Origin of the sequence: Bradyrhizobium sp. USDA 4532, from assembly GCF_024171315.1 — a bacterium.
GTDB lineage: Bacteria > Pseudomonadota > Alphaproteobacteria > Rhizobiales > Xanthobacteraceae > Bradyrhizobium > Bradyrhizobium australafricanum.
On the sequence record NZ_JALJZN010000001.1, the window covers coordinates 5,879,232 to 5,905,304 of the forward strand.

General features: G+C 65.8%; 21 protein-coding genes and 1 pseudogene. 12 read left to right on the forward strand and 10 right to left on the reverse strand.

Annotation, left to right across the window (positions count from 1 at the left end):
- The first annotated feature begins 82 nt into the window (after window positions 1-82).
- Together J2R76_RS27065 and J2R76_RS27070 are read left to right on the forward strand one after the other, a co-directional pair.
- Entirely contained in the window at window positions 83-559 is a 477-nt protein-coding gene (locus J2R76_RS27065; protein ID WP_076824495.1) for a GNAT family N-acetyltransferase, read from the forward strand.
- Window positions 556-1,152 (forward strand): glutathione S-transferase family protein, encoded by a 597-nt coding sequence (locus J2R76_RS27070; protein WP_076824493.1) that lies wholly within the window; start codon window positions 556-558, stop codon window positions 1,150-1,152. The genes J2R76_RS27065 and J2R76_RS27070 overlap by 4 nt, the downstream gene beginning before the upstream one ends.
- A gap of 120 nt (window positions 1,153-1,272) precedes the next feature.
- Here the strand turns inward: J2R76_RS27070 and fabV are convergent, their stop codons facing one another.
- The 3 genes from fabV to fabA all read right to left on the reverse strand — a co-directional run bounded on the left by fabV (window position 1,273) and on the right by fabA (window position 4,312).
- Window positions 1,273-2,445: an enoyl-ACP reductase FabV gene (gene fabV, locus J2R76_RS27075; RefSeq protein WP_057015291.1), complete on the reverse strand. Its 1,173-nt coding sequence runs from the start codon at window positions 2,443-2,445 to the stop codon at window positions 1,273-1,275.
- Between the two features lie 78 nt (window positions 2,446-2,523).
- Entirely contained in the window at window positions 2,524-3,747 is a 1,224-nt protein-coding gene (gene fabB / locus J2R76_RS27080; RefSeq protein ID WP_057015290.1) for a beta-ketoacyl-ACP synthase I, read from the reverse strand.
- 43 nt (window positions 3,748-3,790) lie between these two features.
- Window positions 3,791-4,312 carry a 3-hydroxyacyl-[acyl-carrier-protein] dehydratase FabA gene (gene fabA, locus J2R76_RS27085; RefSeq protein ID WP_057015289.1) on the reverse strand — a complete coding sequence of 174 codons (522 nt, stop codon included), beginning with the start codon at window positions 4,310-4,312 and terminating at the stop codon, window positions 3,791-3,793.
- A 327-nt stretch (window positions 4,313-4,639) separates the two neighbouring features.
- On the opposite strand from fabA, the gene irrA reads away from it, so the two are divergent.
- Window positions 4,640-5,131, forward strand: coding sequence for an iron response transcriptional regulator IrrA (gene irrA / locus J2R76_RS27090; protein WP_026192029.1), 492 nt, complete (start codon window positions 4,640-4,642; stop codon window positions 5,129-5,131).
- A 72-nt stretch (window positions 5,132-5,203) separates the two neighbouring features.
- On the opposite strand, the gene J2R76_RS27095 is transcribed toward irrA, so the two are convergent.
- Window positions 5,204-5,731 carry an SH3 domain-containing protein gene (locus J2R76_RS27095; protein ID WP_076824741.1) on the reverse strand — a complete coding sequence of 176 codons (528 nt, stop codon included), beginning with the start codon at window positions 5,729-5,731 and terminating at the stop codon, window positions 5,204-5,206.
- Window positions 5,732-6,076: 345 nt separating this feature from the next.
- Here J2R76_RS27095 and J2R76_RS27100 point away from each other — a divergent pair, with 345 nt between their 5' ends.
- Complete coding sequence (locus J2R76_RS27100; RefSeq protein WP_028335496.1) at window positions 6,077-7,081, forward strand: D-glycerate dehydrogenase; 1,005 nt, start codon at window positions 6,077-6,079, stop codon at window positions 7,079-7,081.
- Between the two features lie 562 nt (window positions 7,082-7,643).
- On the opposite strand, the pseudogene J2R76_RS27105 reads toward J2R76_RS27100, so the two are convergent.
- Together J2R76_RS27105 and J2R76_RS27110 are read right to left on the reverse strand one after the other, a co-directional pair.
- Window positions 7,644-8,668, reverse strand: a pseudogene (locus tag J2R76_RS27105) (IS110 family transposase).
- A gap of 431 nt (window positions 8,669-9,099) precedes the next feature.
- Window positions 9,100-10,011: a LysR family transcriptional regulator gene (locus J2R76_RS27110; RefSeq protein ID WP_076833835.1), complete on the reverse strand. Its 912-nt coding sequence runs from the start codon at window positions 10,009-10,011 to the stop codon at window positions 9,100-9,102.
- A gap of 120 nt (window positions 10,012-10,131) precedes the next feature.
- Here J2R76_RS27110 and J2R76_RS27115 point away from each other — a divergent pair, with 120 nt between their 5' ends.
- Entirely contained in the window at window positions 10,132-11,139 is a 1,008-nt protein-coding gene (locus J2R76_RS27115) for an aldo/keto reductase (protein WP_076833833.1), read from the forward strand.
- Between the two features lie 9 nt (window positions 11,140-11,148).
- On the opposite strand, the gene J2R76_RS27120 is transcribed toward J2R76_RS27115, so the two are convergent.
- Window positions 11,149-11,952, reverse strand: a complete 804-nt coding sequence (locus tag J2R76_RS27120) for a molybdopterin-synthase adenylyltransferase MoeB (protein ID WP_076833831.1) — start codon at window positions 11,950-11,952, stop codon at window positions 11,149-11,151.
- Window positions 11,953-12,176: 224 nt separating this feature from the next.
- On the opposite strand from J2R76_RS27120, the gene J2R76_RS27125 reads away from it, so the two are divergent.
- Complete coding sequence (locus tag J2R76_RS27125) at window positions 12,177-13,550, forward strand: serine protease (RefSeq protein WP_076833829.1); 1,374 nt, start codon at window positions 12,177-12,179, stop codon at window positions 13,548-13,550.
- 156 nt (window positions 13,551-13,706) lie between these two features.
- On the opposite strand, the gene ggt is transcribed toward J2R76_RS27125, so the two are convergent.
- The 3 genes from ggt to mutM all read right to left on the reverse strand — a co-directional run bounded on the left by ggt (window position 13,707) and on the right by mutM (window position 16,981).
- Window positions 13,707-15,386 (reverse strand): gamma-glutamyltransferase, encoded by a 1,680-nt coding sequence (ggt, locus tag J2R76_RS27130; protein ID WP_076833864.1) that lies wholly within the window; start codon window positions 15,384-15,386, stop codon window positions 13,707-13,709.
- Between the two features lie 123 nt (window positions 15,387-15,509).
- Window positions 15,510-16,073 (reverse strand): GNAT family N-acetyltransferase, encoded by a 564-nt coding sequence (locus J2R76_RS27135; protein WP_057020429.1) that lies wholly within the window; start codon window positions 16,071-16,073, stop codon window positions 15,510-15,512.
- A gap of 2 nt (window positions 16,074-16,075) precedes the next feature.
- Window positions 16,076-16,981 (reverse strand): bifunctional DNA-formamidopyrimidine glycosylase/DNA-(apurinic or apyrimidinic site) lyase, encoded by a 906-nt coding sequence (mutM, locus tag J2R76_RS27140; protein WP_076833827.1) that lies wholly within the window; start codon window positions 16,979-16,981, stop codon window positions 16,076-16,078.
- A gap of 141 nt (window positions 16,982-17,122) precedes the next feature.
- Here mutM and ubiE point away from each other — a divergent pair, with 141 nt between their 5' ends.
- The 6 genes from ubiE (at window position 17,123) to tsaE (ending at window position 26,051) form a co-directional block, all read left to right on the forward strand.
- A complete protein-coding gene (ubiE, locus tag J2R76_RS27145; RefSeq protein ID WP_057020427.1) occupies window positions 17,123-17,884 on the forward strand; it encodes a bifunctional demethylmenaquinone methyltransferase/2-methoxy-6-polyprenyl-1,4-benzoquinol methylase UbiE in 762 nt (253 codons plus the stop codon).
- Window positions 17,881-19,455 (forward strand): 2-polyprenylphenol 6-hydroxylase, encoded by a 1,575-nt coding sequence (gene ubiB, locus J2R76_RS27150; protein WP_076833825.1) that lies wholly within the window; start codon window positions 17,881-17,883, stop codon window positions 19,453-19,455. The genes ubiE and ubiB overlap by 4 nt, the downstream gene beginning before the upstream one ends.
- Before the next feature lie 69 nt (window positions 19,456-19,524).
- Complete coding sequence (coaBC, locus tag J2R76_RS27155) at window positions 19,525-20,991, forward strand: bifunctional phosphopantothenoylcysteine decarboxylase/phosphopantothenate--cysteine ligase CoaBC (RefSeq protein WP_076833822.1); 1,467 nt, start codon at window positions 19,525-19,527, stop codon at window positions 20,989-20,991.
- Between the two features lie 51 nt (window positions 20,992-21,042).
- Window positions 21,043-21,501, forward strand: a complete 459-nt coding sequence (dut, locus tag J2R76_RS27160; protein WP_076833820.1) for a dUTP diphosphatase — start codon at window positions 21,043-21,045, stop codon at window positions 21,499-21,501.
- Between the two features lie 519 nt (window positions 21,502-22,020).
- Window positions 22,021-24,531 carry a PAS domain-containing sensor histidine kinase gene (locus J2R76_RS27165; RefSeq protein ID WP_076833818.1) on the forward strand — a complete coding sequence of 837 codons (2,511 nt, stop codon included), beginning with the start codon at window positions 22,021-22,023 and terminating at the stop codon, window positions 24,529-24,531.
- Window positions 24,528-26,051, forward strand: coding sequence for a tRNA (adenosine(37)-N6)-threonylcarbamoyltransferase complex ATPase subunit type 1 TsaE (tsaE, locus tag J2R76_RS27170; RefSeq protein ID WP_076833817.1), 1,524 nt, complete (start codon window positions 24,528-24,530; stop codon window positions 26,049-26,051). Before J2R76_RS27165 ends, tsaE begins: the two co-directional genes overlap by 4 nt.
- Window positions 26,052-26,073: the final 22 nt, after the last annotated feature.

A 26,073-nucleotide genomic window follows, 5' to 3' on the forward strand; every position in this document is an offset into this window, starting at 1 on the left:
AAAGCTCCGCGAGGCGCTCGCGGGCTTTCACCTTTATGCACCCACAGTGTCGCGCCGCCGGCATCGAACGCGATAGGGAACAATGACGCTGCCGATCATCCGCCCCGCTCGTCCCGACGAACATGACGCGATCGCGCGCGCCTGGATGGCGAGTTGGGTTTCGACCGGGCTCTCACAAGCCAGCGACAACCTGTTGAACGATCTGCGTGTCCGCCTGCCGCGCGAGATCGCTGGTGGCTGGAGCCTGTTCGTCGTCGACGATCGCGGCGCCATCGCCGCCATGCTTGCGCTGCACCTGCCGACCTCGCTGCTCGATCAGCTGATGGTGGTCCCCACCTATCAGGGCCGGAGCCTGGGACGCGAGCTGCTTGCCTTCACGCGCCGGCAGATGCCCGACGAGATCTGGCTGAAATGCGTCCGGGAGAACGAGAAGGCCTGGCGCTGGTACGAGCGCGAAGGCTTCATCTTCGAGAAGGAAGCGCCCCATCCGGTCACCGGCTTCATGATGAAGCACTATCGGTGGATGAGAACAAACCGCACATCGGAGGCTAAGCCATGATCAAGGTGTACTGGTCGCCGCGCTCGCGCTCGTTCTCAGCCATCTGGCTGCTGGAGGAATCCGGCCTGCCATACGAACGGGTGCTGACCGACATCAGCACCGGGGCGCAGAAATCGCCCGATTTTCTCAAGATCAACCCGATGGGCAAGGTGCCCGCGCTGACCGACGGCGACGCGCAGCTCGCCGAGGCCGCCGCGATCTGCGCCTATATCGCCGACCGCTATCCCGAGACCAAACTCGCGCCGGCAGCGACGGACCCGAAGCGGGCGCGCTATCTGCAGTGGCTGTTTTTCTCGCCGAGTTGCATCGAGCCGGCGCTGATCCAGCTCTTCACCAAGCTCGAGGTGCCGACCAGCACCGCGGCATGGGGCAACGCCGCGCAGGTGTTCGACGTGCTCGACGCCGAGCTGCAGAAGGGGCCATGGATCCTCGGCGATCAATTCTCCGCGGCCGACATCGCGATCGGCGCGGGACTGAACTTTGCGGTGCGCGTGTTCAAGATGGTGCCGTCGCGGCCGTCATTCGAGGCCTATATCGGCCGCTGCGTGGCCCGGCCCGCGTTCCAGCGCGCAGAGAAGATCGCGGCGGGGTGAGACATGTAGCCCGGATGAAGCGCAGCGAAATCCGGGGCTCTCTGCCACAGAGGGACTGTCCCGGATGCGCTGCGCTCCATCCGGGCTACGAAGCTGTGATTGCGATGTTTCCCGAACGGCCTAACCCGGCACGACGCGGGGATCGACATCCTGCGTATAGTCGACGCCGTCGATGCCGAAGCCGAACAGGCGCAGGAACTGGCTCTTGTACTCGCCGAGATCGGCCAACTCGCCGAGCGTCTCGGTGGTGAGCAGTGGCCAGCGCCGCGACACTTCCGTCTGCACTTCGGGCGAAAGCTCCCAATCGTCGACCCGGACGCGCTGCGCGTCATCGAGCTCGACGCCCTTACCGAGCTTCGTCCGGAACAGGCGATCAATCTGCTCGATGCAGCCTTCGTGAAGCCCGAGCTGCTTCATCACCTTGAACAGCACGGTGCCATAGAGCGGCACCACCGGAATCGCCGAGCTCGCCTGGGTGACCACGGCCTTCAGCGCGACGACGCGGGCGGCGTCCGCACCGAGCCGGCCGCGGATCGCTTCCGCCTTGCTGTCGAGATCGACCTTGGCGCGGCCGAGCGTGCCGTTCCAGTAGATCGGCCAGGTCAGTTCGCTGCCGATATAGGTGTAGTTGAGCGTCTGGAAGCCCGGCGCCAAAACGCCGGCATCCGCGAGCTGGTCGATCCAGCGCTTCCAGTCGTCGCCGCCCATCACCGCGACGGTGGCCGCGGTTTGCTCCTCGCTGGCCGGTTCGAGCGTGGTCTGGAACACCTCGCCGGTCTCGGTGTCGAGCGTCTTGATCTCGACCGGGGCGCCCAGCGGCTTGATCACCGAACGATAGGTCTTGCCGGTGTCGGGATCAGTGCGGACCGGAGCGGCCATGCTGTAGACCAGGAGGTCGAGCTGCCCGAATTTCTCGCGCACGCGCTCGATGAAGGTCGCCTTCAGCTCGTCGGAGAAGGCGTCGCCCTCCAGCGTGAGCGGCGAGCGTCCGACCTTCTGGGCCTCGATCTCGAAGGCGCGGTTGTTGTACCAGCCGGCGCTGGCGCTTCTCTTTTCCGACGGCTCACGCTCCAGCGACACGCCGATCGTATCGGCGCCGCCGGCGAAGGTCGCGACGATGCGGCTCGCGAGGCCATACCCCGTCGAGCAGCCCAGCACGGCAACGCGCTTCGGGCAGTCGGCGACCGGACCCTGCTTCAGAACATAGGCGATCTGTTCGCGGACATTCGTGGCGCAGCCGACGGGATGTGCCGTCGTGCAGATGAAGCCTCGCACGCGCGGTTCAATAATCATTCCCACCCCATTCCGGATCGTTGCAATGTTCCCATTCGCTGCCTGCGGACCTCCCTCAGCAAGCGAGGAGAGGCGAAATCACGCGTCAAGCCGCCTGAACACCAGCGTCGCGTTGGTACCGCCGAAGCCGAACGAGTTCGACAGCACGGTGTTGAGCTTGGCGTTGTCGATGCGCCTGCGCACGATCGGCATGTCGGCAAACACCGGATCGAGTTCGGTGATATGCGCGCTCTCGCAGATGAAGCCGTTGTTCAGCATCAGCAGCGAATAGATCGCTTCCTGCACGCCGGTGGCGCCGAGCGAGTGGCCGGTCAGCGCCTTGGTCGCCGAGATCGGCGGGCACTTGTCGCCGGTGCCGAACACCTTGCGGATCGCCTCGATCTCCGGCGGATCGCCGGCGGGCGTCGAAGTGGCGTGCGGATTGATGTAGTCGACCGGCGTGTTCACCGTCGACATCGCCATGCGCATGCAGCGCTCGGCGCCCTCGCCTGACGGCGCCACCATGTCGTAGCCGTCGGAGGTTGCGCCGTAGCCGACGACCTCGCCATAGATCCTGGCACCGCGCGCCTTGGCATGCTCGAGCTCTTCCAGCACCACGACACCCGCGCCGCCCGCGATGACGAAGCCGTCGCGGTTGAGATCGTAGGGACGCGAGGCGGTGGCGGGCGTGTCGTTGTATTTCGAGGACATCGCGCCCATGGCGTCGAACAGCACCGACAGCGTCCAGTCGAGTTCCTCGCAGCCGCCGGCGAAGATGACATCCTGCTTGCCGATCTGGATCGTCTCATAGGCGTTGCCGATGCAGTGGTTCGACGTCGCGCAGGCCGACGAGATCGAATAGTTCACGCCCTTGATCTTGAACCAGGTGGCGAGCGTCGCCGACGCGGTCGAGGACATGCCCTTCGGCACTGCGAACGGACCGACCCGCTTCGGGCCCTTGGCGCGCGCGATGTCGGCGGCCTCCACCAGCGTGCGCGTCGACGGACCGCCGGATCCCATGATGATGCCGGTGCGGATGTTGGAGACTTCGTTTTCCTCGAGGCCCGAGTCGCGGATCGCCTGTTCCATCGCAACGTGATTCCACGCCGCACCTTCGGCAAGGAACCGCATCGCGCGGCGATCGATCACCTCGGCAGGATTGAGTGTCGGCGCACCGTGCACCTGCGAGCGGAAGCCGAGTTCGGCGGCCTTCTCCGCGCGCGAAATGCCCGACTTCGCCTCGTAGAGGCTCGCAAGCACTTCCTGGGTGTTGTTACCGATGGACGAGACAATACCCATCCCCGTGATGACAACCCGCCTCATGTTCGCCTCGCCCTGCCTTTATGTTGCCGCATGATGATCCTGCTCAAGATGGAGCCGTGCCCTGCTTGAACAACCCGACCTTCAAGTCCTTGGCGCGATAGATAATCTCGTCGTCCATGGAAAGCCACCCGTCGGCAATTCCAAGCACGAGCTTTGACCGCATCACGCGCTTGATATCGATGTTGTACACAACCTTGCGCGCTTGCGGCAGCACCTGTCCGGAGAACTTCAGCTCGCCGAGGCCGAGCGCGCGGCCACGACCTTCGCCACCGATCCAGCCGAGGTAAAAGCCGACCATTTGCCACATGGCATCGAGGCCGAGGCAGCCCGGCATCACCGGATCATTCTTGAAATGGCAGCCGAAGAACCAGAGATCCGGTTTCACCTCGAGCTCGGCGCGCACCAGCCCCTTGCCGAACTCGCCGCCATTCTCCGAAATCTCGCTGATCCGATCGAACATGAGCATCGGCGGCAGCGGCAACTGGGCGTTGCCGGGACCGAAAAGCTCGCCCCGCCCGCAAGCCAGCAAATCCTCGTATTCGTAACCGCCGCGCCGATCCAGCATCCTCTTTCCACCTCTGATGTCCCGATGAGCGCTTTGCTTGGTCGGACCTTGATCTACCCACGGGAACCGGAATAACCCGTCCCGCATCTTGGCGCTACCTGGGTACGCTACGGCCTGTTATCTCTGCCGAAAGCGCATATGTGGTCCGCGCGCTCTCTAACATAGCGCCAACTGGGCGGCAAAGCGGCATTCCGAGGATAAATGACCGCTTCTCCTTAGGTTTCTACCGCAGCTTGGATTCGTTCTAGTTGCGAAAAACTTGCATCTGATAGGCATCCTTTTTATATTTATGAGGAATATTGCCTGAGTTGGGTGCATAGAGTGGATATGAACGAGGAAGTACCGGCTGTGAACGATGATGCCGTGCACCCGGCTGCCCGGGGCGCTGGGCACCACCCTGCCCTGACCGGCTGTCCGTGGCATGACGTCAACGAAATGTTGCAGTCTGCCGGTCTGCGGCCGACCCGTCAGCGCATGGCGCTGGGCTGGCTGTTGTTCGGCAAGGGTGCCCGCCACCTGACCGCTGAAATGCTGTACGAGGAAGCCACGCTGGCCAAGGTTCCGGTGTCGCTGGCGACCGTCTACAACACCCTGAACCAGCTGACCGACGCCGGCCTGCTGCGCCAGGTCAGCGTCGACGGCACGAAAACCTATTTCGATACCAACGTGTCGACGCACCACCACTTTTATCTCGAGCATAACCACGAGTTGGTCGACATTCCCGACCCGAACCTCGTGCTGTCGAAGATGCCCGACGTGCCCGAAGGCTACGAGATCTCCCGCGTCGACATGGTCGTACGGCTGCGCAAGAAGCGCTGAACCGTCTTACCGTCGATTTGAGTTGTGATGGCCGGGCTCGTCCCGGCCATTTTCATTTGCGGTCGGGGAAGCTCAATCAACCTTCTCGTCGGCGTAGACGCCCCACAGGCGCTGCTGCTCGATCCAGCCGTCGAACCCGCTGCCGGTGACCCGGCACCAGTTATTGGCGCATTTCTTCACCTGCGCGACGACGCCGGCCTGTAGGCGCGCCGCGATCGCGCTGGTGGCGTCGGGACGATCGTAGAGCGAGGCCAGATCGTCCTTGTTCTTCATGGTGACGACGGCGGTGCGGCGCCCGGACAGCAGGGAATGATAGACCCAGCCTTCGGCGCCCTCGGAATCGCGCACCCGGCGCCAGTTCTCGAACTCGGCGGTGATTTCGACCGGCAGCCCCGACCGCGTATAGACCCAGGCGACGTCATTGTCCTTGGTCGGGCCGGCCCGGACGTTCACGTGATCCGACTTCAGGCTGACATAGCGCGGGATCGGCAGGCCGCTGGTGGTGGGGCTCAAATCCTTGGCGGAATGTCCGGGCATGACCGACGCGCTCAGCATGCTTCCGACCAGCGCCACCAATGAACTGAAACGCCAGAACGCCACCATCAACTCGTCTCCTGCCGAAATGCCCAACCCGCACTCGGCGAATTGCAACCCAAACCACGCCCGAAGGCCCCTGCGCCTGCGCCGTTCGCTCCCGCACTGCAAGTCCGAGGGGTTCTTGTCTTGGCCCGGCCTTCTGCTAGAGAGGACGGAACGCCTGAGAGCCAGAACACCCGAATTTGCCCGTCGTTTCGCCTTGGCGAAGAGCCGGGGCAAGCATCGGGGAACCCTAGGAAACGCGAAGGAAACGCCGGGACAGCGCGGCTATCAGCAGTGTCGAACAACCGGGTTAATGAGGCCTCAACGGTTTGCTTTTTGGCAAGCCGCGCGTCATGAAAGCAGGACATGTCGGTGAAGAAAAAGCCTCTCGTCGTCGTCACCCGCAAGCTGCCGGACTCGATCGAGACCCGGATGCGCGAGCTGTTCGACGCCAGATTGAATCTCGACGACACGCCGATGACGCCGGAGCAGATCGCCGAGGCGGCGCGAACCGCCGACGTGCTGGTGCCGACCGTGACCGACATGATCCGCGAGGACGTGATCAATCAGCCCGACTGCAAGCTGAAGATGATCGCCAATTTCGGCAACGGCGTCGACAATATCGATGTCGCCGCGGCGCATGCCCGCGGCATCACGGTGACCAACACCCCGAAGGTGCTGACCGAGGACACCGCCGACATGACCATGGCGCTGATCCTGGCGGTGCCGCGGCGCCTGATCGAGGGCGCCTCGATCCTGACCGAAGGCAGGCAGCACTGGGCGGGCTGGTCGCCGACCTGGATGCTCGGCCACCGCATCGGCGGCAAGCGCCTCGGCATCGTCGGCATGGGCCGCATCGGCCAGGCCGTGGCGCGCCGTGCCCGCGCCTTCGGCCTGCAGATCCACTATCACAACCGCCGCCCGGTGGCGCCCATGATCGCCGAAGAGCTCGGGGCGACCTATTGGGAAAGCCTCGACCAGATGCTGGCGCGGATGGACATCATCTCGGTAAATTGCCCGCACACGCCGGCCACCTATCACCTGCTCTCGGCGCGGCGGCTCAAGCTGATCCGGAAAGAGGCCTATGTCGTCAACACCGCGCGCGGCGAGGTGATCGACGAGGACACGCTGATCAAGCTGATCGAAGCCGGCGATATCGGCGGCGCAGCCCTCGACGTCTATGAGCACGAGCCCGCGGTGAACCCGAAGCTGGTGCGGCTCGCCAAGGCCGGCAAGGTGACGCTGCTGCCGCATATGGGTTCGGCCACCATCGAAGGCCGCGTCGAGATGGGCGAGAAGGTGATCATCAACATCCGAACCTTCCTCGACGCCCACAAGCCGCCGGATCGCGTGCTGCCGAGCATGCTGTAAGCGCTCGTAGCCCGGATGGAGCCAACGGGTCGCGCGAACGCGCGCCCGATGACAGGCTCCGCGCAATCCGGGACCGCTTCTTTCCATAACCTCCCCTTGAAAAGGGGAGGTCGCTTTGCTCGCCAGAGCAAAGCGGGTGGGGATCATCTCTCTCCACGAGCGACGGTGCGTGTGGCTGGACCCCCCATCCCGACCTTCCCCCTTTCAGGGGGAAGAAGAGAGATCTGTAGCCCGGATGGAGCGCAGCGAAATCCGGGGCCTGTATCCGCGGACAGGCCGCCCCAGATTACGCTTCACTCCATCCGGGCTTCTGTAACGGGCCTTGGTTAGTCAATCCCTTTTCGCGTCATCCACTCGCCGGGCACTTGCTTCTGTACGGGATCGGCGCGAAGGCCGTCGCCTGATGGGGTGCATTGAGGAGCCGGCCGGCCAATCTACGGATTGCGTGGTCGTGAGCCACTTCCCGGATGGCGGCCTGACCGGATCCATCGTCCCAGCGGAGGGACTTCGCTCGGGGAGAGCCTGGTGTCGTGGCCCGCCCGGAACCGATTGCTGCTCCTGGCTAGATGGCCTTGGTCATCGGGTTGAACGGTTTGGTGTCGGCGAGCATGCGATGCAGGATCACGGCGAGCTTGCGAGCCAGCGCTACCTTGGCCTTGCGCATGCCTGCGCGCCGGGCGATCCGCATCGCCCAGCTCTTCAATGCCGAGCAATTCTTGACCGGCTTGGTCAGCATGACGTGAGCTGCCTGGTAGAGTGCCTCGCGCACGGAGGCATCCCCGATCTTGCTGATGCGGCCGGTGTAGTCGGTCTCACCGGACTGGTACTTCTTCGGGGTGAGCCCAAAGTGGCTCCCGTGGCCTTCGAGGAGCGGAAGCGCTTCGGGTCGTCGATCGCCGCAGCATAGGTGAGCGCCACGATCGGACCAACGGACGGCGTTGTCATCAGGAGCTTGGCGGATGGATGCGTCCTGGCGAGCTTCTGGGTGTGCTTGTCCAGGCTCTTGAACTCCCGCAGCAGCACCGCATGGGCTTGGAGCAGCGCCGCCGCGACCAACTCCAGTCCGGGATGGCCGGTCACGAGCTCGCGGATGCGTCCGGCGAACGTGCGCTCGGTGGTCGCACCGACCTTCAGGCCAAAACCGCGAAGTATGCCGCGCAGGCTGTTCTCGACATCGCGAAGCTTGGATTGCAGCAGCTTGCGCGCCGTCAGGATGGCGCGGGTCTCCGCCGCGACCGACTTGCAGTGCACCGGCCGGAACCAGCCGAGCCGCATCAACTGCGCGATCCGGCGGGCATCGTTGCGGTCCGTCTTCACCGGCATCGACTTGAAGGCTTCGCGAACGTGCCGCGTTTCCAGCAGCTCGACCGCAAGCCCTGCGTCTCGCAGACCCGCATACAGCCATTGCGACAAGGGGCCTGCCTCCAGCCCGATCCGTTCCAGTACCAGACCCAGCGACCGGAACCAGGCGATCAGCGCCGCCGGCTCGCTCGCAACCTTCGTCTCGCGCAAAATCTTGCCTGTCCCATCGACAAGGCAAACGCTCGAGCATTCCAAAGACACGTCAATTCCTGCATAGTGGTACATGGTCGTCCCTTAATGATGCTTGGAGCGGGCTTGCCCGACTCCGTTGAACACCATCAGTTTGAGGGACGACCGCCTTCCAACCAACAGGCCGCTCGCGAGCGCGCTTCCAAATTGCGCCGTAGCGAGCGGGCGGCCGGCCCGTTACCCCATCTACGGGACGTGGGTAGTCACACGCGACAGCCCTGCCGTCGCAGGGGCGCGCTGCCAAAATATCGAAAACAACCCCATGCAAAGGAGCCGGTGCGGCCGGCGAGGCGCATGCTGTAATCACGCATTCGGTGTCGTCCCTGCGAAAGCATGCGAAAGCAGGGACCCATAACCGCAGGGCCTCGTTGTTGCGAGGGCTGTGGCCCCAGCGCTGCAAGGCAATCCGCATTTGTGGGTACGGGTCCCGGCTCAAGGCCGGGACGACGATGTGGCGAGGTCCTGCTCTACTTCTTCCGTCGCGCCTGCTTGCGCCAGTCGGCGACGAACGACACGAACGCAGCGAGCGCCGGCGGCGGCTGGCGACGGCTCGGATAATAGAGGAACGGTCCGTCGAATGGCGGGCACCAGTCGTCGAGCACGCTGACCAGCGCACCGGATTTGACGCCGTAGCGGACATAGCCCTCGAACGTCGCCCAGTAGCCGACGCCGTCATGGACCGCGCGCAGCGCGAGGCCGAGATGGGTCGCGGTCAGCCTGGCCGGCGGCGAAATCTTCACCACGCGGCCGTTCTTCTCGAACTCCCAATCGAACATCACGCCGTTGCTGAAGCGGCTGCGGATGCAGGGGTGCGCCAGCAGATCTTTCGGATGCATCGGCCGGCCGTGCTTTGCGACATACGCGCTGGACGCCACGATCGCGTAACGTTGCGGCGCGCCAAGCGGAACCGCGACCATGTCCTGTGCCAGGTGCTCGCCGTAACGCACGCCGGCGTCAAAGCCCTGCGCGACGATGTCCACGAACGCACTCTCCGCAACGACGTCGAGCTCGACCCGCGGATATCTGGCGAGGAACGGCGCGATCATCGGCGCCAGCACCAGATCGACCGCGGGCGGCGGCGCGTTGATGCGCAACCGCCCCGACGGCTCGGCGCGCAGGCCGCGCACCTCGGTGATCGCATCGGCGACGTTGACCATGGCCGGCGCGACACGGGCAAGCAGCCGTTCGCCGGCCTCGGTCAGCGCGACGCTGCGGGTGGTGCGGTTCATCAGGCGGACGCCGAGCCGCTCTTCCATGTCGCGCAGGCGCTGGCTGAGGCTGGAAACCGAGACGCGCTGCTCGAGCGCCGCACGCCGGAAATTGCGCGTGCGCGCCACCGCCACAAAGGCGTCGAGATCGCGAAGGTCGAAATCCTGCATTGTTCGATATAGTGAACAAGCCATTCGCGATTGTCCAGCTTATCGTCCGAAACCGTCCGGCCCATATCACCTCGGCATTTAGCGACGGATTTCCGCCGCCAACGTTCGAGGAACATCCACATGGACACACGCAAACTCGGCTCAACCGGGCCCACCGTCGCGGCCCTCGGCCTCGGCTGCATGGGCATGTCCGAGGTCTATGGCCCAGCCGATCGCGGCGAGAGCATCGCCACGATCCATGCGGCGCTCGATGCCGGCATCACGCTGCTGGATACCGGCGACTTCTATGCCATGGGCCACAACGAGATGCTGGTGCAGGAAGCCCTGAAGGACGTCGCGCGCGACCGGCTGACGATCAGCGTCAAGTTCGGCGCGCTGCGCGGCCCCGCGGGTGAATTCGCCGGAATGGACACCCGGCCGGCCGCGACGAAGAATTTTCTCGCCTATTCGCTGCAACGTCTCGGCACCGACTACATCGACATCTACCGCCCGGCACGTCTCGATCCCAACGTTCCGATCGAGGAGACGATCGGCGGCCTCGCCGATCTGGTGAAGTCCGGCTACATCAGACATATCGGCCTGTCCGAGGTCGGCTCCGACACCATCCGCCGTGCTCACGCCGTGCATCCGATCGTCGATCTCCAGATCGAATACTCGCTGATCGAGCGTGGCATCGAGCGCGATATCCTGACGACCTGCCGCGAGCTTGGCATCGGCATCACCGCCTACGGCGTGCTGTCGCGCGGACTGATCAGCGGCCACTGGTCGAAGGAGTCCGGCAAGATCGGCAGGGACTACCGGCTGATGACGCCGCGCTTCCAGGGCGCGAACCTCGATGCCAATCTCGCGCTGGTCGAGCAGTTGCGCGCCGTTGCCGCCGAGATCGGGGCGACGCCGGCGCAGGTCGCGATTGCCTGGGTCGCGGCGCAGGGCAAGGAGATCGTGCCGCTGGTCGGCGCCCGCACCCGCAACCGTCTCACCGAAGCGCTCGGCGCGACCAGGCTGACGCTGACGCAAGCTCATCTCGCAGCGCTGGCGAAAGCCTTCCCGCCGGATATCGCTGCCGGCACGCGCTATGCGGCCGAGCAGATGGCGCATCTCGACAGCGAGAAGCCGGCCAGCAGATAACGGCAGCAATCAGGTGCGATGGGCGCTGAGGTCAGTGATGACAGGCCCATCGCCATTGAGCGGGTTCTGCGGATCGCGCGCGTAGCGCAGGGTTTCGAACCGCATCGCGCGCGCATCCACCATCAGGAGGCGGCCGACCAGGCCCTCGCCGAAGCCGACGATCTCGCGGATCGCCTCCAGCGCCATCATCGATCCCAGGACGCCGGCGAGCGCGCCCATCACGCCGGCCTCGGCGCAGGCCGGCACCGTGCCCGGCGGCGGCGCCTCCGGAAACAGGCAGCGATAGGTCGGATTGAACTCGCCGTCCGCATTCTTCTCATGCGCGCGGATCGTGGTCAGCGAACCGTCGAACTGGCCCAGTGCGGCCGTGATCAGCGGCCGCTTCGCGAGGAAGCAGGCATCGGCGACGAGATAGCGGGTCTCGAAATTGTCGGAGCCGTCGAGCACGAGGTCGTAGTTCGCGCTCAGCGCCATCGCATTGTCGGCGGTGAGCCGCATCGAATGCGCCTCGAACGTCACATGCGGATTGAGCGCATGGATCTGTGCCGCCGCGCTGTCGACCTTGCGCTTGCCGATATCAGACGTCGCATGGATGATCTGGCGCTGCAAATTGGAGAGCGAGACGATATCGTCATCGATCACGCCGAGCCGGCCGACACCGGCGGCCGCCAGATACATCAGCACCGGCGCGCCGAGGCCGCCGGCGCCGATCACCAGCACGGAGGCCTGCTTCAGCGCATTCTGGCCGGGGCCGCCCACCTCGCGCAGCACGATGTGGCGGGCATAGCGTTCAAGTTCGTCGGCACTCAGCATTGTCTCATCTATCCTACCCGTGACCCTCATGGTGAGGAGCGCGGCACGCGCGTCTCGAACCATGAGGCCCGGTCCGTGGCCTCATCCTTCGAGACGCGGCTGACGCCGCTCCTCGGGATGAGGGTTGACGCGCTCCCTGAACCCAGGCGCGGTTGTTGCCGACCAAGCAGATGTGCTTAATTGCCTGGACGTCAATGGTGTCAGTCATTCCCCCCGGATTTGTCATGAGATCGGTGCTTTCGGCAACATTGATGGCCGCTTCCATTACGGTCACAGGGATGGGCATGGCGCAGGCCCAGATGACGCCGCCCTCGACGGCGGGGGCGAAGCCGAAAACCGTGGCGACGGTGCCGATACGCCCCGGGCTGCAGAAGCCGGAGGATACCGCTGGCGCGATGGCGCAGGCCGAGCGGCTGGCGCTGCAATCCGACCTCGCCTGGGTCGGCGAATATAACGGCGCCATTACCGGCGACGTCAGCGAGCGCATGGTCAATGCGATCAAGGAATTCCAGAAGAAGCGCGGCGGCAAGCCGACCGGGGTGCTGAATCCGCAGGAGCGCGGCGTGCTCGCCGACACGGCGCGGCGGAAGCAGGAAGGTGTCGGCTGGCGGATCGTCACCGAGCCGGCCACCGGGGCGCGGCTCGGCATTCCCACAAAGCTGGTGCCGCAGCTCACCAGCGACGCTTCTGGCGCCAAATGGACCTCGCCGACCGGCACCGTCCAGGTGCTGCTGACCCGGCGCAAGGAAGCAAGCCCCGCCACCGCAAAGCTTGCCGAGCAGGAAAGGAAGGAGCCGGCCGGGCGCACCATCGACTACACCGTGGTGAAGCCGGATTTCTTCGTGCTGTCGGGCATGCAGGGCCTGAAGAAGTTCTATCTGCGCGGCACCTTGAAGGGCGACGAGGTCCGCATCCTCACCATCCTCTATGACCAGGCGATGCAGACCACGGTCGAGCCGGTGGTGATCGCGATGTCGAGCGCCTTCAACGCCTTTCCGTCCGCCGTGCAGGCCGGTCCGCCGCCGCGCAAGACCGTCGAATATGGCACCGGCGTAGTGGTCAGCGACGACGGCGCCATCGTTACCGATCGCGTGGCGACCGACGACTGCATCACGCTGACGATCCCGGGCTACGGCAATGCCGATCGGGTCGCCGAGGACAGGGATCACGATCTCGCGCTGCTGCGCATCTATGGCGCGCGCGGGCTGAAGCCGCTCAATATCGCAGGCCAGGCGACGCAGACCGCGCTCGACATCACCGGGATTGCCGATCCGCAGAACCAGGGCGGCGGAGCGGCCGCGAGCAACGTGAAGGCTTCGGCCGCACAGATCGGCGGCGGCGATCAGGCGCTGTCACCGGCGCCGGCGCTCGGGTTCTCCGGCGCAGCGGCGACCGATAGCGGCGGCAGGTTTGCTGGGATCGCGGTGCTGAAACCCGTCATCGTCGCAGGCCCCGCAAACGCGGCGCCGCCGGCGCAGGCCGCGCTGGTGCCGGCCGACACGGTGCGCAGCTTCCTGAAGGCGCATGGCGTCACCGCGTCGGGCGACTCGGCAGACGCCAAGGCGGCCGTGGTCCGCGTGATCTGCGTCAGGAAGTAGAGCTACCTCGCCCCGCTTGCGGGGAGAGGTCGGATTGCATCGCCAGATGCAATCCGGGTGAGGGGGTACAGGTCCATCAATGGACACCACCTCGTGGAGTGAGCCCCTCACCCCACCCTCTCCCCGCGAGAGCGGGGCGAGGGAGCCTAACCAACCTCACCTCAACGCAAAGCGCACCCCGGCGCGGGCGAGGCCGCCGGCAATGCCGACCGGGGTGCCGTCGGCGCGCCAGCAGGCTGCGCCCGACATCGTGCCGTCGGCGTGAAACTGGATCGCGTTCATGCCGCCGGCCACCGTCGGCACGACCTGCACCTTGTGGCCCTTGGCTGATAGCGCGGCGCGGACAGCCTCCGGCACCGCCTGCTCGACCTCCAGCGCATTGCCCTCGGTCCAGACCCGCGGCGCCTCGACCGCCTCCTGCAGGCTCATGCCGTGGTCGATCAGATTGATCAGCGCCTGCATCGCGCTCGGGAAGATGCGCTTGCCGCCGGGCAGGCCGAGCGCGTAGGCGAGCTTGCCGTCGCGCAGCGCCATCATCGGCGACATCGAGGTGGTGACGCGCTTGCCGGCGGCCAGCGACAGCGCGTGTCCCGGCCGCGGATCGAACAGGTTCATGTAGTTGTTCGGCACGGTGCCGAGGCCCGGGATCAGGATCTTGGCGCCGAACAGATTGTTGATGGTCTGGGTGGTCGCGACCACATTGCCCATCGCATCCGCCGCAGTCATGTGCGTGGTGTGCGCGCTTTCGAGCTGGGTGACGCCGGCGCTCCAGGCTTGCGCGCGGTCGGGATCGATCGCGCGGCGGCGCTCCTCGGCATAGGCCTTCGAGGTCAACCGCTCCACCGGCACGTTGATATAGGCGGGATCGCCGCTCGCGGCCGCGCGGTCGGCAAAGGCGATCTTCAGCACCTCGGCAAGATAATGGATCGTCTCGGTCGTGCCGAAGCCGAGCCGCGCGATGTCATAGCCTTCGAGGATGTTGAGCATCTGCGTGATATGCACGCCCGATGCCGCGGGCGGCGGAGGCCCGAGGATTTCCCAGCCGCGGTAGTCGCAGCGGATCGGCTGCCGCTCGACGGTCTTGTAGGTCGCGAGATCCTCCTGCGCGATGAAGCCGCTGCTCTTTTTCATGTAGTCGACCAGGATGTCGCCAAGCGGCCCCTGGTAGAGCGCGTTGTCGCCATGATCGGCGATGTATTTCAGCGTCTCGGCATATTCCGCCTGCACCACGCGCTCGCCGGGCTTCAGCGGCGTGCCATCAGGCAGATAGATCGCCGAGATCGGCTTGTCCTTCAGCATCTCCTCGGCGCCGTCGGTGATGCATTCATGCAAATAGGGCGTCGCCGCATAGCCGCGCGCGGCGTGCTTGATCGCGGGCTGCATCACATCGGCAAGGCTCATGGTGCCGAAGCGGCGCAGCGTTTCGCACCAGGCTTTCAGCGAGCCCGGCACCGCGACCGCTTTCGGCCCGTTCAAATTCTCGTTGCCGACGGTGTCGAACACGTCGTGCGCCGATCCTGGCTTCGAAGTGTAGGTGTCCGGCCGCACCGCGTTCGGCACCGTGCTCTGGCCGTCGATGAAGCGATGGCTGCCGTCGGCGAGACGAATATGCGCCATGCCGCCGCCGATGATGCCGATCATCATCGGCTCGACCACGGTCAGCGTGAACAAGGTGGCGATCGCCGCATCGATCGCATTGCCGCCGGCAGCCAACATCTCGGCGCCCGCGCTCGATGCCAGCGGATGATTGCTCACCACCATGCCGCGGCTGCTGGTGGCCGGCTGCTTCTCGCATTGAAAACTTGTCGCGGCGCGGTCGCGCCAGGCGTCATTCATCGACATGCCGTTCATCGCCATTGTGTTCTCGTTCTTGATGGAGCGATCGCAGCCATGTTCTCCGGCCGCGCGTGCACGGTCAAGCCGCCGCGATTTTCCTCGCGGCGGTATTCGCAAATAAGGTCACGGCTTCGCGCGATCGCGCAACCAGGTCTCGCGCGTCACCTTCCACTTCTCCGCTCTGGATTCGCCATTGTGGTGCGGAAGCTCGACGAAGCCGACGAATTCGGCTCCGGTCTTCTGCTTGACCCGGCGCGAGCCGACGTTGGACGGCGCGTTGCAGACATGGAAGTGATCGAGGCCGAGCGCCAGGAAGGCGAAATCGTTCACCGCCGCGATCGCCTCGGTCATGAGGCCCTGATTCCAATACGGCTCAGCGAGCCAGAATCCGCGATTGCCCTTGCGGCCGTCGGCGCGCGGCCGGAAATTGATGTTGCCGATCGCCTCGCCATCGCGGGCACGCAACACCAGTGCCCATTGATAGCTTTCCTCTCCGGCCGCGATCTTGTCGAGCTCGCGCCTGATAAAGCTTTCCGCGCCGTCGCCGGGATAAGGCCACGGCACCACCGTGGCGAGAGTCTTGATCACATTCCAATTGTTGAAGTGACTCTGGATCGCCGCGGCATCCGACAGCGCAAGCGGCCGCAGGATCAGGCGTGGCGTCTCGATGCGCGGGGTCTCGAACATTGCTACTTCTGGCACTTCGGGCACCAGAACGTCGAACGGCCGTTCTGGGTGAAGCGCCTGACAATACCTTCGCAGCCCGACGTACGGCACGTCTCGCCCTCGCGGTCATAGACCTGGAACGAATGCTGGAAATAGCCGAGATCGCCGTTGGTCAATCGATGGTCGCTGATCGAGGAGCCGCCGGCCTTGATCGCCTGGTTGAGCACCGAATGGATCGCGTCGACCAGCCGCCTGGCGTGGTCGGTCGGCTCGCCCCCGGCAACGCCCTTGCGTTGTCCGGACTTGGTCGCGAGCGTCGCGGCCAATCGCCGCGGCGACAGATGCGAACGAAACAGCGCCTCGCAGACATAGATGTTGCCAAGTCCCGCCACCACGCGCTGATCGAGCAGCGCGGCCTTCAGGCTGGTCTTCTTGTTGTGACAGGAGCGCGCCAGCATCGCCGCGTCGAACTCGTTGCCGAGCGGCTCGGGACCGAGCCCTTTCAGGAGCGGTTCATCCTCGATCGCGTTGCGCGCGATGATCTTCATATAGCCGAAGCGCCGCGGATCGTTGAAGACGACGGCCGCGCCCGACGACATGTGGAACACCACGTGATCATGCACGCGATCCTCGCTGCGCGGATGGTGGAATTGCCCCGGCGTCGCCGCGCCGTCCTGCTTCAGCACGCGGAACGAGCCCGACATGCCCAGATGCATCAGCAGCACGTCGCCGGAGTTCAGGTCCGCCATCAGATATTTGGCACGGCGGCCGAGCCCGGTGATGGTCCGGCCCTCCAGCCGGGCGATAAAGTCTTTTTGAAACGGAAACCGCAAATCCTTGCGGCGAGCCTCGGCCTTGAGGATCGTGGACCCCTCCATGGCCGGTTGCAGGCCGCGGCGGACGGTCTCGACTTCGGGTAATTCCGGCATGGCAGGCATTCACCTTTTGGAAGTGACGTGATAGCGCCATTGCGGCCGCCGCGCTATGGTTTGGCTGGAGCGTTTTTCGAGCCAAGCGGCTACCGGTTCGCGTGAAGAAAACGCGACCAAAAAGGGTAAGAGTTCTGAGTGATGGATCGGCCGGATCAAACCACCCATTTCGGCTTCAGGGATGTGCCCCTGGGCGAGAAGCAGACGCTGGTGAACGACGTGTTTCACAGCGTGGCGTCCCGCTACGACCTGATGAACGATCTGATGTCGGCGGGCCTGCACCGGGCCTGGAAGGACGTCATGATCACGATGCTCGATCCGCCGAAGGGCGACCGGCCGTTCGCGCTGCTCGACGTCGCTGGCGGCACCGGCGACATCGCGTTCCGGGCCGCCAAGACCGCGGGCGCGGGCTTTCATGCCACGGTCTGCGACATCAATGCCGACATGCTCGCCGTCGGCCGCGAGCGCGCCGCGAAGCAGCACCTCGATGACCGGGTGTCGTTCGTCGAGGGCAACGCCGAAACGCTGGGTTTTGCCGACCGCGCGTTCGACGCCTACACCATCGCATTCGGCATCCGTAACGTGCCGCAGATCGACCTCGCATTGCGCGAGGCCTATCGCGTGCTCAAGCCGGGCAGCCGCTTCCTGTGCCTGGAATTCTCCACCGTCGACGTGCCCGGCCTCGACAAGATCTACGATCTGTTTTCCTTCAAGGTGATCCCGCCGCTCGGCCGCGCCGTCACCGGTGACGCCGAGTCCTATCAATATCTCGTCGAGTCGATCCGCAAATTCCCGCGGCCGAACGCGTTCGCCGAGATGATCGGCGCCGCCGGCTTTGCCCGCGTGAAGTGGCAGAGCCTCTCCGGCGGCATCGTGGCGCTGCATTCGGGCTGGCGTTTGTGATCTCTGCACTGACCCACATCACGCGCCTCGCCCGCGCCGGTTTCGTGTTTGCGCGCGAGGGCGTGTTCGGCGTCGTCGATCCCGCGCTGGTGCCGCCGCCCGGGCAGCTCGCGCTGAAGCTGGCGCGGCTGATCGAGCGCCGCTCCGCCAAGTCAGGTCCGCGGTTGTCGCGCGCACTGACGCGGCTCGGACCGGCCTATCTCAAGCTCGGGCAATTCCTCGCCACCCGGCCCGACGTGGTCGGCGTGGCGATGGCGCGCGATCTCGAAGCCCTGCAGGACCGGCTGCCGCCGTTCGCGCAGGAAGCGGCCGAAACCGTCATCACGCAATCGCTGGAACGGCCGCTGCCGCAGGCCTTTGTGCATCTGGGCCCTGCGGTTGCCGCGGCCTCGATCGCGCAGGTGCATCGCGGCGAAATCGAGCGCGACGGGGTCCGGCATCAGGTTGCGGTCAAGGTGCTCCGGCCCAACGTCGCCGCGCGCTTCCGCCGCGACCTCAGCGACTTCTTCTTTGTCGCGCACAAGGCCGAGGCGCATTCCGCCGAGGCGCGGCGCTTGCGCCTGATCGAGGTCATCAACACGATGTCGCGCTCGGTCGCGATGGAGATGGATCTGCGGCTCGAGGCGGCCGCGCTGTCCGAGATGGCCGAGAACACCCGCGGCGATCCGGACTTCCGCGTCCCCGCGGTGGATTGGGATCGCACCGCGCACAGCGTGCTGACGATGGAGTGGATCGACGGCATCGCGCTGAACGATCACGTCCGGCTGGCGCAGGCCAAGGTCGATTTGCCCGATCTCGGCCGCAAGGTGATCCAGAGCTTCCTGCGCCACGCGCTGCGCGACGGCTTCTTCCATGCCGACATGCATCCCGGCAATTTGTTCCTCGACGAGGCCGGCCGGCTCGTTGCCGTGGATTTCGGCATCATGGGACGGCTCGGGCTGAAGGAGCGGCGCTTCCTGGCCGAGATCCTGCTCGGCTTCATCACCCGCGATTATCGCCGCGTCGCCGAGGTGCATTTCGAGGCCGGCTACGTGCCCGGCCACCATTCGGTGGAGAATTTCGCGCAGGCGATCCGCGCGATCGGCGAGCCGATCCACAACCGCACCGCCGAGGAAATCTCGATGGCGAAGCTGCTGACGCTTCTGCTCGAGGTCACCGGCCTGTTCGACATGCAGACGCGCCCCGAGCTGATCCTGCTGCAGAAGACCATGGTGGTGGTCGAGGGGGTGGCGCGCGGCTTCGACCCGAAGCTCGACATCTGGAAGATCGCCGACCCCGTGGTGCGCGAATGGATCACGCAGAATCTCGGCCCGGCCGGCCGCATCCAGGGCGCGATCTCAGGCGCGGGCGAGCTCGGCCGCATCCTCGCCAACTTGCCGTCGATCGCCAACCGCGCCGTCACGGTGCTCGAGCAGCTGGAGACCATGACGCTGGAGGGCCACATGCTGTCTTCGGACTCGATCGACGAAATGGCCCGCGCCGAGGCCCGCAAGGCGCGGGTGCAGACCGTCGGCCTCTGGGTCATTGCGATCGCCTCCATCGCGATCTTTTTCGCGATCCGGGCACACTGATTGCAATGCATGCACCATGTGATAGCATCGCTATCATATTTATTTGAGCATGATGCCTGAGGGCACGCCATGGCCAGCCTGACCATCCGCAAACTCGACGACACGCTGAAGGCCTATCTGCGGCTGCGCTCCGCCAGGAACGGCCGCTCGGTCGAGGAGGAGGTCCGGGTGATCCTCCGGGACCTCGCAGACGGCGGTACGGAGCCCTCCGAGGCGCCCGGCCCAGGTTCCGCGACAGTGGCAGCCCCTGCTCCACGGGCCGCCAGCGTGGCCGGCGAGCCGCGCGTCACCCTGATCATCGGCGGGGGGATTGCGGCCTACAAGGCGCTGGATCTGATCCGGCGACTCAAGGAACGGCACATCCAGGTCCGCTGCGTGCTGACCAGGGCGGCCCAGCAATTCGTCACCCCGCTCGCCGCCAGCGCGCTGTCGCATGAGCGCGTCTACACCGACCTGTTCGACGCCGAGAGTGAGTTCGACGCCGGCCATATCCGCCTGGCGCGGGACTGCGACCTGATCGTGGTGGCGCCGGCGACCGCCGACCTGATGGCCAAGATGGCGCAGGGCCATGCCGACGACCTCGCCACCGCCACCTTGCTGGCGGCCAACCGGCCGATCCTGCTGGCGCCGGCGATGAACCCGCTGATGTGGAACAATCCGGCCACCCGCCGCAACGTGCTGCAGCTCCGCCGCGACGGCGTCCACACCGTCGGCCCCAATGCGGGCGAGATGGCGGAAGCCGGCGAGGCCGGCGTCGGCCGGATGGCCGAGCCGACCGAGATCGCCGCCGCCGCCGACCGCATGCTGCGCCCGCCGCAGCCACGTCCGCTAGCCGGCAAGCGGGTGCTGATCACCGCGGGCCCGACCCATGAGGCGATCGATCCGGTCCGCTACATCGCCAACCGCTCGTCCGGCAAGCAGGGCTTTGCCATCGCCGCCGCCGCGCGCGCCGCCGGCGCCGAGGTGGTGCTGGTGACCGGCCCGGTCGAGCTCGACGACCCCCAGGGCATTTCGGTCATGCGCGTGGAGTCCGCGCGCGACATGCTGCACCGGGTCGAGGCGGCGCTGCCGGTCGACGTCGCGATCTTCGCCGCCGCGGTCGCCGACTGGCGGGTCGCCACCGAGGGCAGCCAGAAGCTGAAGAAGACCGCGGCCGGCATGCCGCCGCTGCAGCTGGTCGAGAACCCCGACATCCTCGCGACAATTTCCAAGCTGAAGGAGCAGCGGCCGCCGCTGGTGATTGGGTTCGCCGCCGAGACCGAGCATCTGATCGAGAACGCCAAGGCGAAGTTCGCGCGCAAGGGCTGCGACTGGATCGTCGCCAACGACGTCTCGCCGGCAACCGGGGTGATGGGCGGCGACCGCAACACCGTTCACCTGCTCTCGCGCGAGGGCAAGGACGTCACCGTCGACTCCTGGCCTGTCATGACCAAGGAGGAAGTCGCGACCGCGCTGGTGTCGCGCATCGCAAGAGCGTTTTCGAGCGAAGTGGTCACCGGTTCGCGTCAAGAAAACGCGACCAAACAAAAGGATTAGAGCATGATCCGATTCAATCGGATCATGCTCTAGAGCCGTAGGAACCGCATCGTGAGCGCCACCATCAAGGTCGAAGTCCATCAACTGCCGCACGGCGCCGATCTCCTGCTGCCGATCTATCAGACCGCCGACGCGGCCGGGCTCGACCTGCTCGCGGCGGTGCCGCAGTCGGCGCCGCTGCTGCTGCTCCCGGGCCGCTACGAGATGGTTCCGACCGGACTGACGATCGCGCTGCCGCCGGGCTACGAGGCGCAGGTGCGGCCGCGCTCCGGCCTTGCCGCCAAATACGGCGTCACGGTGCTGAACTCGCCCGGCACGATCGACGCCGACTATCGCGGCGAGATCAACGTGCTGCTGATCAACCACGGCCATGAGGTGTTCTCGATCCGGCGCGGCGAGCGTATCGCGCAGATGGTGATCGCGCCGGTCACACGGGCCGAGCTGGTTCCGGTCGACGTGCTGCCGGCGACCGGGCGCGGCAGCGGCGGCTTCGGCTCGACCGGACGCTAGTGCGCGACGACTTCACTCGAGCGGCGGCGCCACTTCACCTCGCCCCGCGTGCGGGGAGAGGTCGGAACGCATCGTCAGATGCGTTCCGGGTGAGGGGGAGTCTCCGCGAACGCAGCTATCACCGGATATGCGGAGACGGCCCCTCACCCCAACCCTCTCCCCGTAAGAACGGGGAGAGGGAGCCAAGCGCCTTCGCATCGGACAAGTGTGCGGACGAGCTCGGGAAGATCACGCTTCGTGCGCGCTCTCCGCACCAATACGGAGTCAATTCGCGTAAAATCCGCCCCACCCGGCGGCATTTTTTCACAGGGGATTCTGCGTTCACGGTCTGGACTCTTACTCGCCGAGTCCCGTTGGGACTATTCTGTCTTGATTCGAGCACGACGGGGGGTCTTCGTCGGGCTGTCTGGTCCTGCTTGGGCATGATCGGCGGACAAACGTCGTACGTTTGCCGTGAGGGAACACCGGTCTCCTCTTTTCCGGATCATGCCTTAAGGTTTGTGCGTTCTGGGGCAACATATGTCGGGCGTAGTCGCGGCAATGCGTCGAACCCTGCTGTCATGCACCTCACTGGCGCGCGACGGCATGATTGGGCTCGCCATCACCGCATTGCTGCCAGCCCGCACCGCGTTTGCCGCCGAGAGCCCGGTCGCCCAGGCGATGTCGGATCATTTCGGCTTCAATCACCAGGAGGTCGCGGTCCTCGCGACGTCGCTTGCGCTGGTCGGCTTCTCGGCCGTCGCCGCGATCCTCTTGATGCGCACCCGCGTGCGCGCGACGAGGAACGAGGAACAGCTGCAGTCCGAGATCACGGACCTGCAGGCGCAATCGGACCGGCTGCGCGCGCTGCTGTTCGTCGAGCCGCAGGTCCTGATCTCCTGGGCCGCGGGCGACAACCGGCCACAGATCTCGGGCGACATCTCGCTGGTGATGTCGCAGGAAGGATCGCCGCAACGCGTCCTCGCCTTCGGAACCTGGCTGCCGCCCGAGCCGGCGCTGCAGATGGATCACGCCGTCGACGCGCTGCGCGAGAAGGGCGAGGCGTTCCTGCTCAACCTCTCGACCTCGGCCGGCCGTGCCATCGAGGCGATGGGCCGCGCGATTGGCGGCCAGGCCATCGTGCGGATCCGCGAGCTCGGCGGCCTGCGCCGCGAGCTCGCCGAGTCCAACCTGCGCTACAAGGCGCTGCAGGAGGAAACCGAGCTGCTGCGCGATTTCGCCGCCGCCGCGCCATGGCCGATCTGGGCGAAGAGCCTCGAGGGCAATCTGCGCTATGCCAACGCGGCCTATGTCCGCGCCACCGAGGGCAAGAGCGTGTCGGACGCGCTGCAGCGCAATCTCGAACTGCTCGAAAGCGACCAGCGCGGCGAATTGACCCGCGCGCTGAACGACAATGCCAATTATGCCGCGCGGCTGCCGATCGTCGTCAGCGGCGAGCGGCGGATCTACGACGTGCAGGCGCTCAAGCTCTCCGGCGGCAGCGCCGGCATCGCGATCGACGCCAGCGAAGCTGCGGCGTTGCGCGCGGCGATCGCGCGGATGGTCGAAGCGCACCGGCGTACCCTCGACCAATTGTCCTCGGGCGTCGCGGTGTTCGATGCCGACCGGCGGCTCACCTTCTACAACGAGTCCTATCGGCGGCTGTGGGGCCTCGATCAGGCTTTCCTCGACGGCAACCCCGACGATTCCAGCGTGCTGGACCGGCTGCGCGCCAACCGCAAGCTGCCCGAGCAGCCGGATTTCCGCGCCTGGAAGGCCAAGCTGCACGAGGCCTATCGCGCGGTCGAATCCGAAACCTATACCTGGTTCCTGCCCGACGGCCGCGCCATCAGCGTCGTCACCACGCCGAACCTCGAGGGCGGCGTCACCTATCTGTTCGACAACGTCACCGAGAGCCTCGACCTCGCGCGCCGCTACGACCGCCTGACGCGGGTGCAGCGCGAGACCCTGGATAATCTCGGCGAGGCGGTCGCGGTGTTCGGCAGCAACGGCCGCGCGGAACTGTTCAACCCGCCCTTCGCCAAGATGTGGAAGCTGCCGGCCGACGCGCTGCAGGGCGAGCCGCATATCGAGGCGGTGGAAGCACTGTGCCGGCCGCTGTTCGACGACGCCCTGACCTGGCGGACGCTGCGCGAGCAGATCACCGCGATCGAGAACCGCGCCCAGGTCGCGCTCAAGCTCGAGCGCAAGGACGGCAGCGTGCTGAATTGCATGACCATCCCGCTGCCCGACGGCAAGACCCTGCTCGCCTTCCAGGACATCACCGACACCGAAAATGTTGAGCGGGCGCTGCGCGAGCGCAACGAGGCGCTGGAAGCCGCCGACCAGATGAAGGTGGATTTCGTCCACCACGTCTCCTACGAGCTGCGCGCACCGCTCACCACCATCATCGGCTTCGCGCATTTCCTCAGCGATCCCTCGACCGGACCGCTGACGCCGAAGCAGGCCGAATATCTCGACTACGTCACCAAATCGACCAACGCGCTGCTGGCGCTCACCAACAACATTCTCGATCTCGCCACCATCGACGCCGGCGCGATGAAGCTCGAGCTCGGTCCGGTCAATATCGGCCAGGCGATCGAAGCCGCCGCCGAAGGCATCCAGGATCGCCTCGCGACCGACCGCATCACCCTCAAGGTCGATATCGAGCCCGACATCGGCGCCTTTGTCGGCGACGAGCGGCGCGTGGTGCAGGTGCTGTATAATCTGCTCGCCAACGCGGTCGGCTTCTCGCCGCACGACGCCACCGTCACGATCAGCGCCCACCGCACCGAGCACAGCGTGGTGTTTGCGGTGACCGACGCCGGTCCCGGCATTCCGGCGGAGATGCGCGACAAGGTGTTCAACTGGTTCGAGAGCCATTCGCACGGCTCGCGGCACCGCGGCGCGGGCCTTGGCCTGTCGCTGGTCCGCTCCTTCGTCGAACTCCATGGCGGACGGGTGCGCGTCGATTCGACCGTAGGCCACGGCACGACCGTGACCTGCGACTTCCCGATCGACCAGACCGCACACCGCAACGCTGCTGAATGACGGCGACCTCGACATTCTCGGTGGCACTCGCGAACGAGACCGCGACAGCAGAGCTGATGGCCGACCTCGCGCTGCTGATCGGCGCCGGCGACGTCATTACGCTGTCCGGCGATCTCGGCGCCGGCAAGACCACGGCCGCGCGCGCGTTGATCCGCTATCTCGCCGACGACGACGCGCTGGAGGTACCGAGCCCGACCTTCACGCTGGCGCAGAGCTACGAGCTGCCGTCGTTTCCGCTGGTTCATGCCGACCTCTACCGCATCAACGACGCCGGCGAGCTCGAGGAGATCGGGCTGTCGCCGCTGCCCGACGACATCGTGGCGCTGATCGAGTGGCCGGAGCGCGCGCCCGACGCGATGCCCGCCGACCGCATCGATATCGCGTTCAGCCATCGCCCGGCGCTCGGATCGGCGGCACGCGCGGCCGAGATCACCGGCCATGGCAAGGGCGCGGCGAAGGTCGCGCGGCTCAACGAGCTGCGCCAGTTCCTCGACCGCGCGGGCTTTCTCAATGCCCGGCGCGAACGCATGCCGGGCGATGCCTCGACGCGCTCCTATGCGCGGCTGCGCAACGACGACGGCACCGTCATCCTGATGAACTCGCCGCGCCGTCCCGACGGCCCGGCGATCTACAGCGGCCAGTCCTACAGCGCAGCGGTGCATCTCGCCGAAGACGTCAGGCCGTTCGTCGCGATCGGAAACGGCCTGCGCAAGCATGGTTTCTCGGCGCCCGCGATCCGTCACATCGATCTCGGATCCGGCTTCCTTATCACCGAGGATTTCGGCGCCGAGGGCGTCATCGAGGGCGACCCACCGCAGCCGATCGCCGAGCGTTACGAGGCCGCCGTCGACATGCTGGCGGCGCTGCACCGCGAGGTGCTGCCGGAGCAATTGCCGCTGACGTCGGACGAGAGCTACGACATCCCGGTGTTCGACATCGACGCCTGGCTGATCGAGATCGGGCTGATGCTGGAATGGTACCTGCCAGACCGCGGCGCGCAGCCGAGCGAGGAGCTTCGCGCCGAATTTCTCGGGATGTGGCGCGGCCTGCTGGAGAAGCCCGCAGCCGCACCGCAGACCTGGGTGATCCGCGACTTCCATTCGCCGAACATCATCTGGCTTGCCGAACGCACCGGCATCCTGCGCGTCGGCGTCATCGATTTCCAGGACGCGCTGCTCGGCCCCGCGGCCTATGACGTGGTGTCGCTGCTGCAGGATGCCCGGATCGATGTGCCCGAGCAGCTCGAGCTGTCGCTCTTGACCCGCTACATCAAGGCGCGGCGCGCGACCGATGAAAGCTTCGATCCGGCCGGCTTCGCCGAGCTCTATGCGATCATGTCGGCGCAGCGCAACACCCGCCTGCTCGGCACCTTTGCGCGACTCAACCGCCGCGACGGCAAGCCGCAATATCTCAAGCACCAGCCGCGGATCTGGACCTATCTCGAGCGGTCGCTGGCTCACCCCGCGCTGACCAGCTTCCGCATCTGGTACAAAGCCAACGTCCCTCCTCCAGTACCGTAGTTTACGGGTTGTTAGCCTGGCC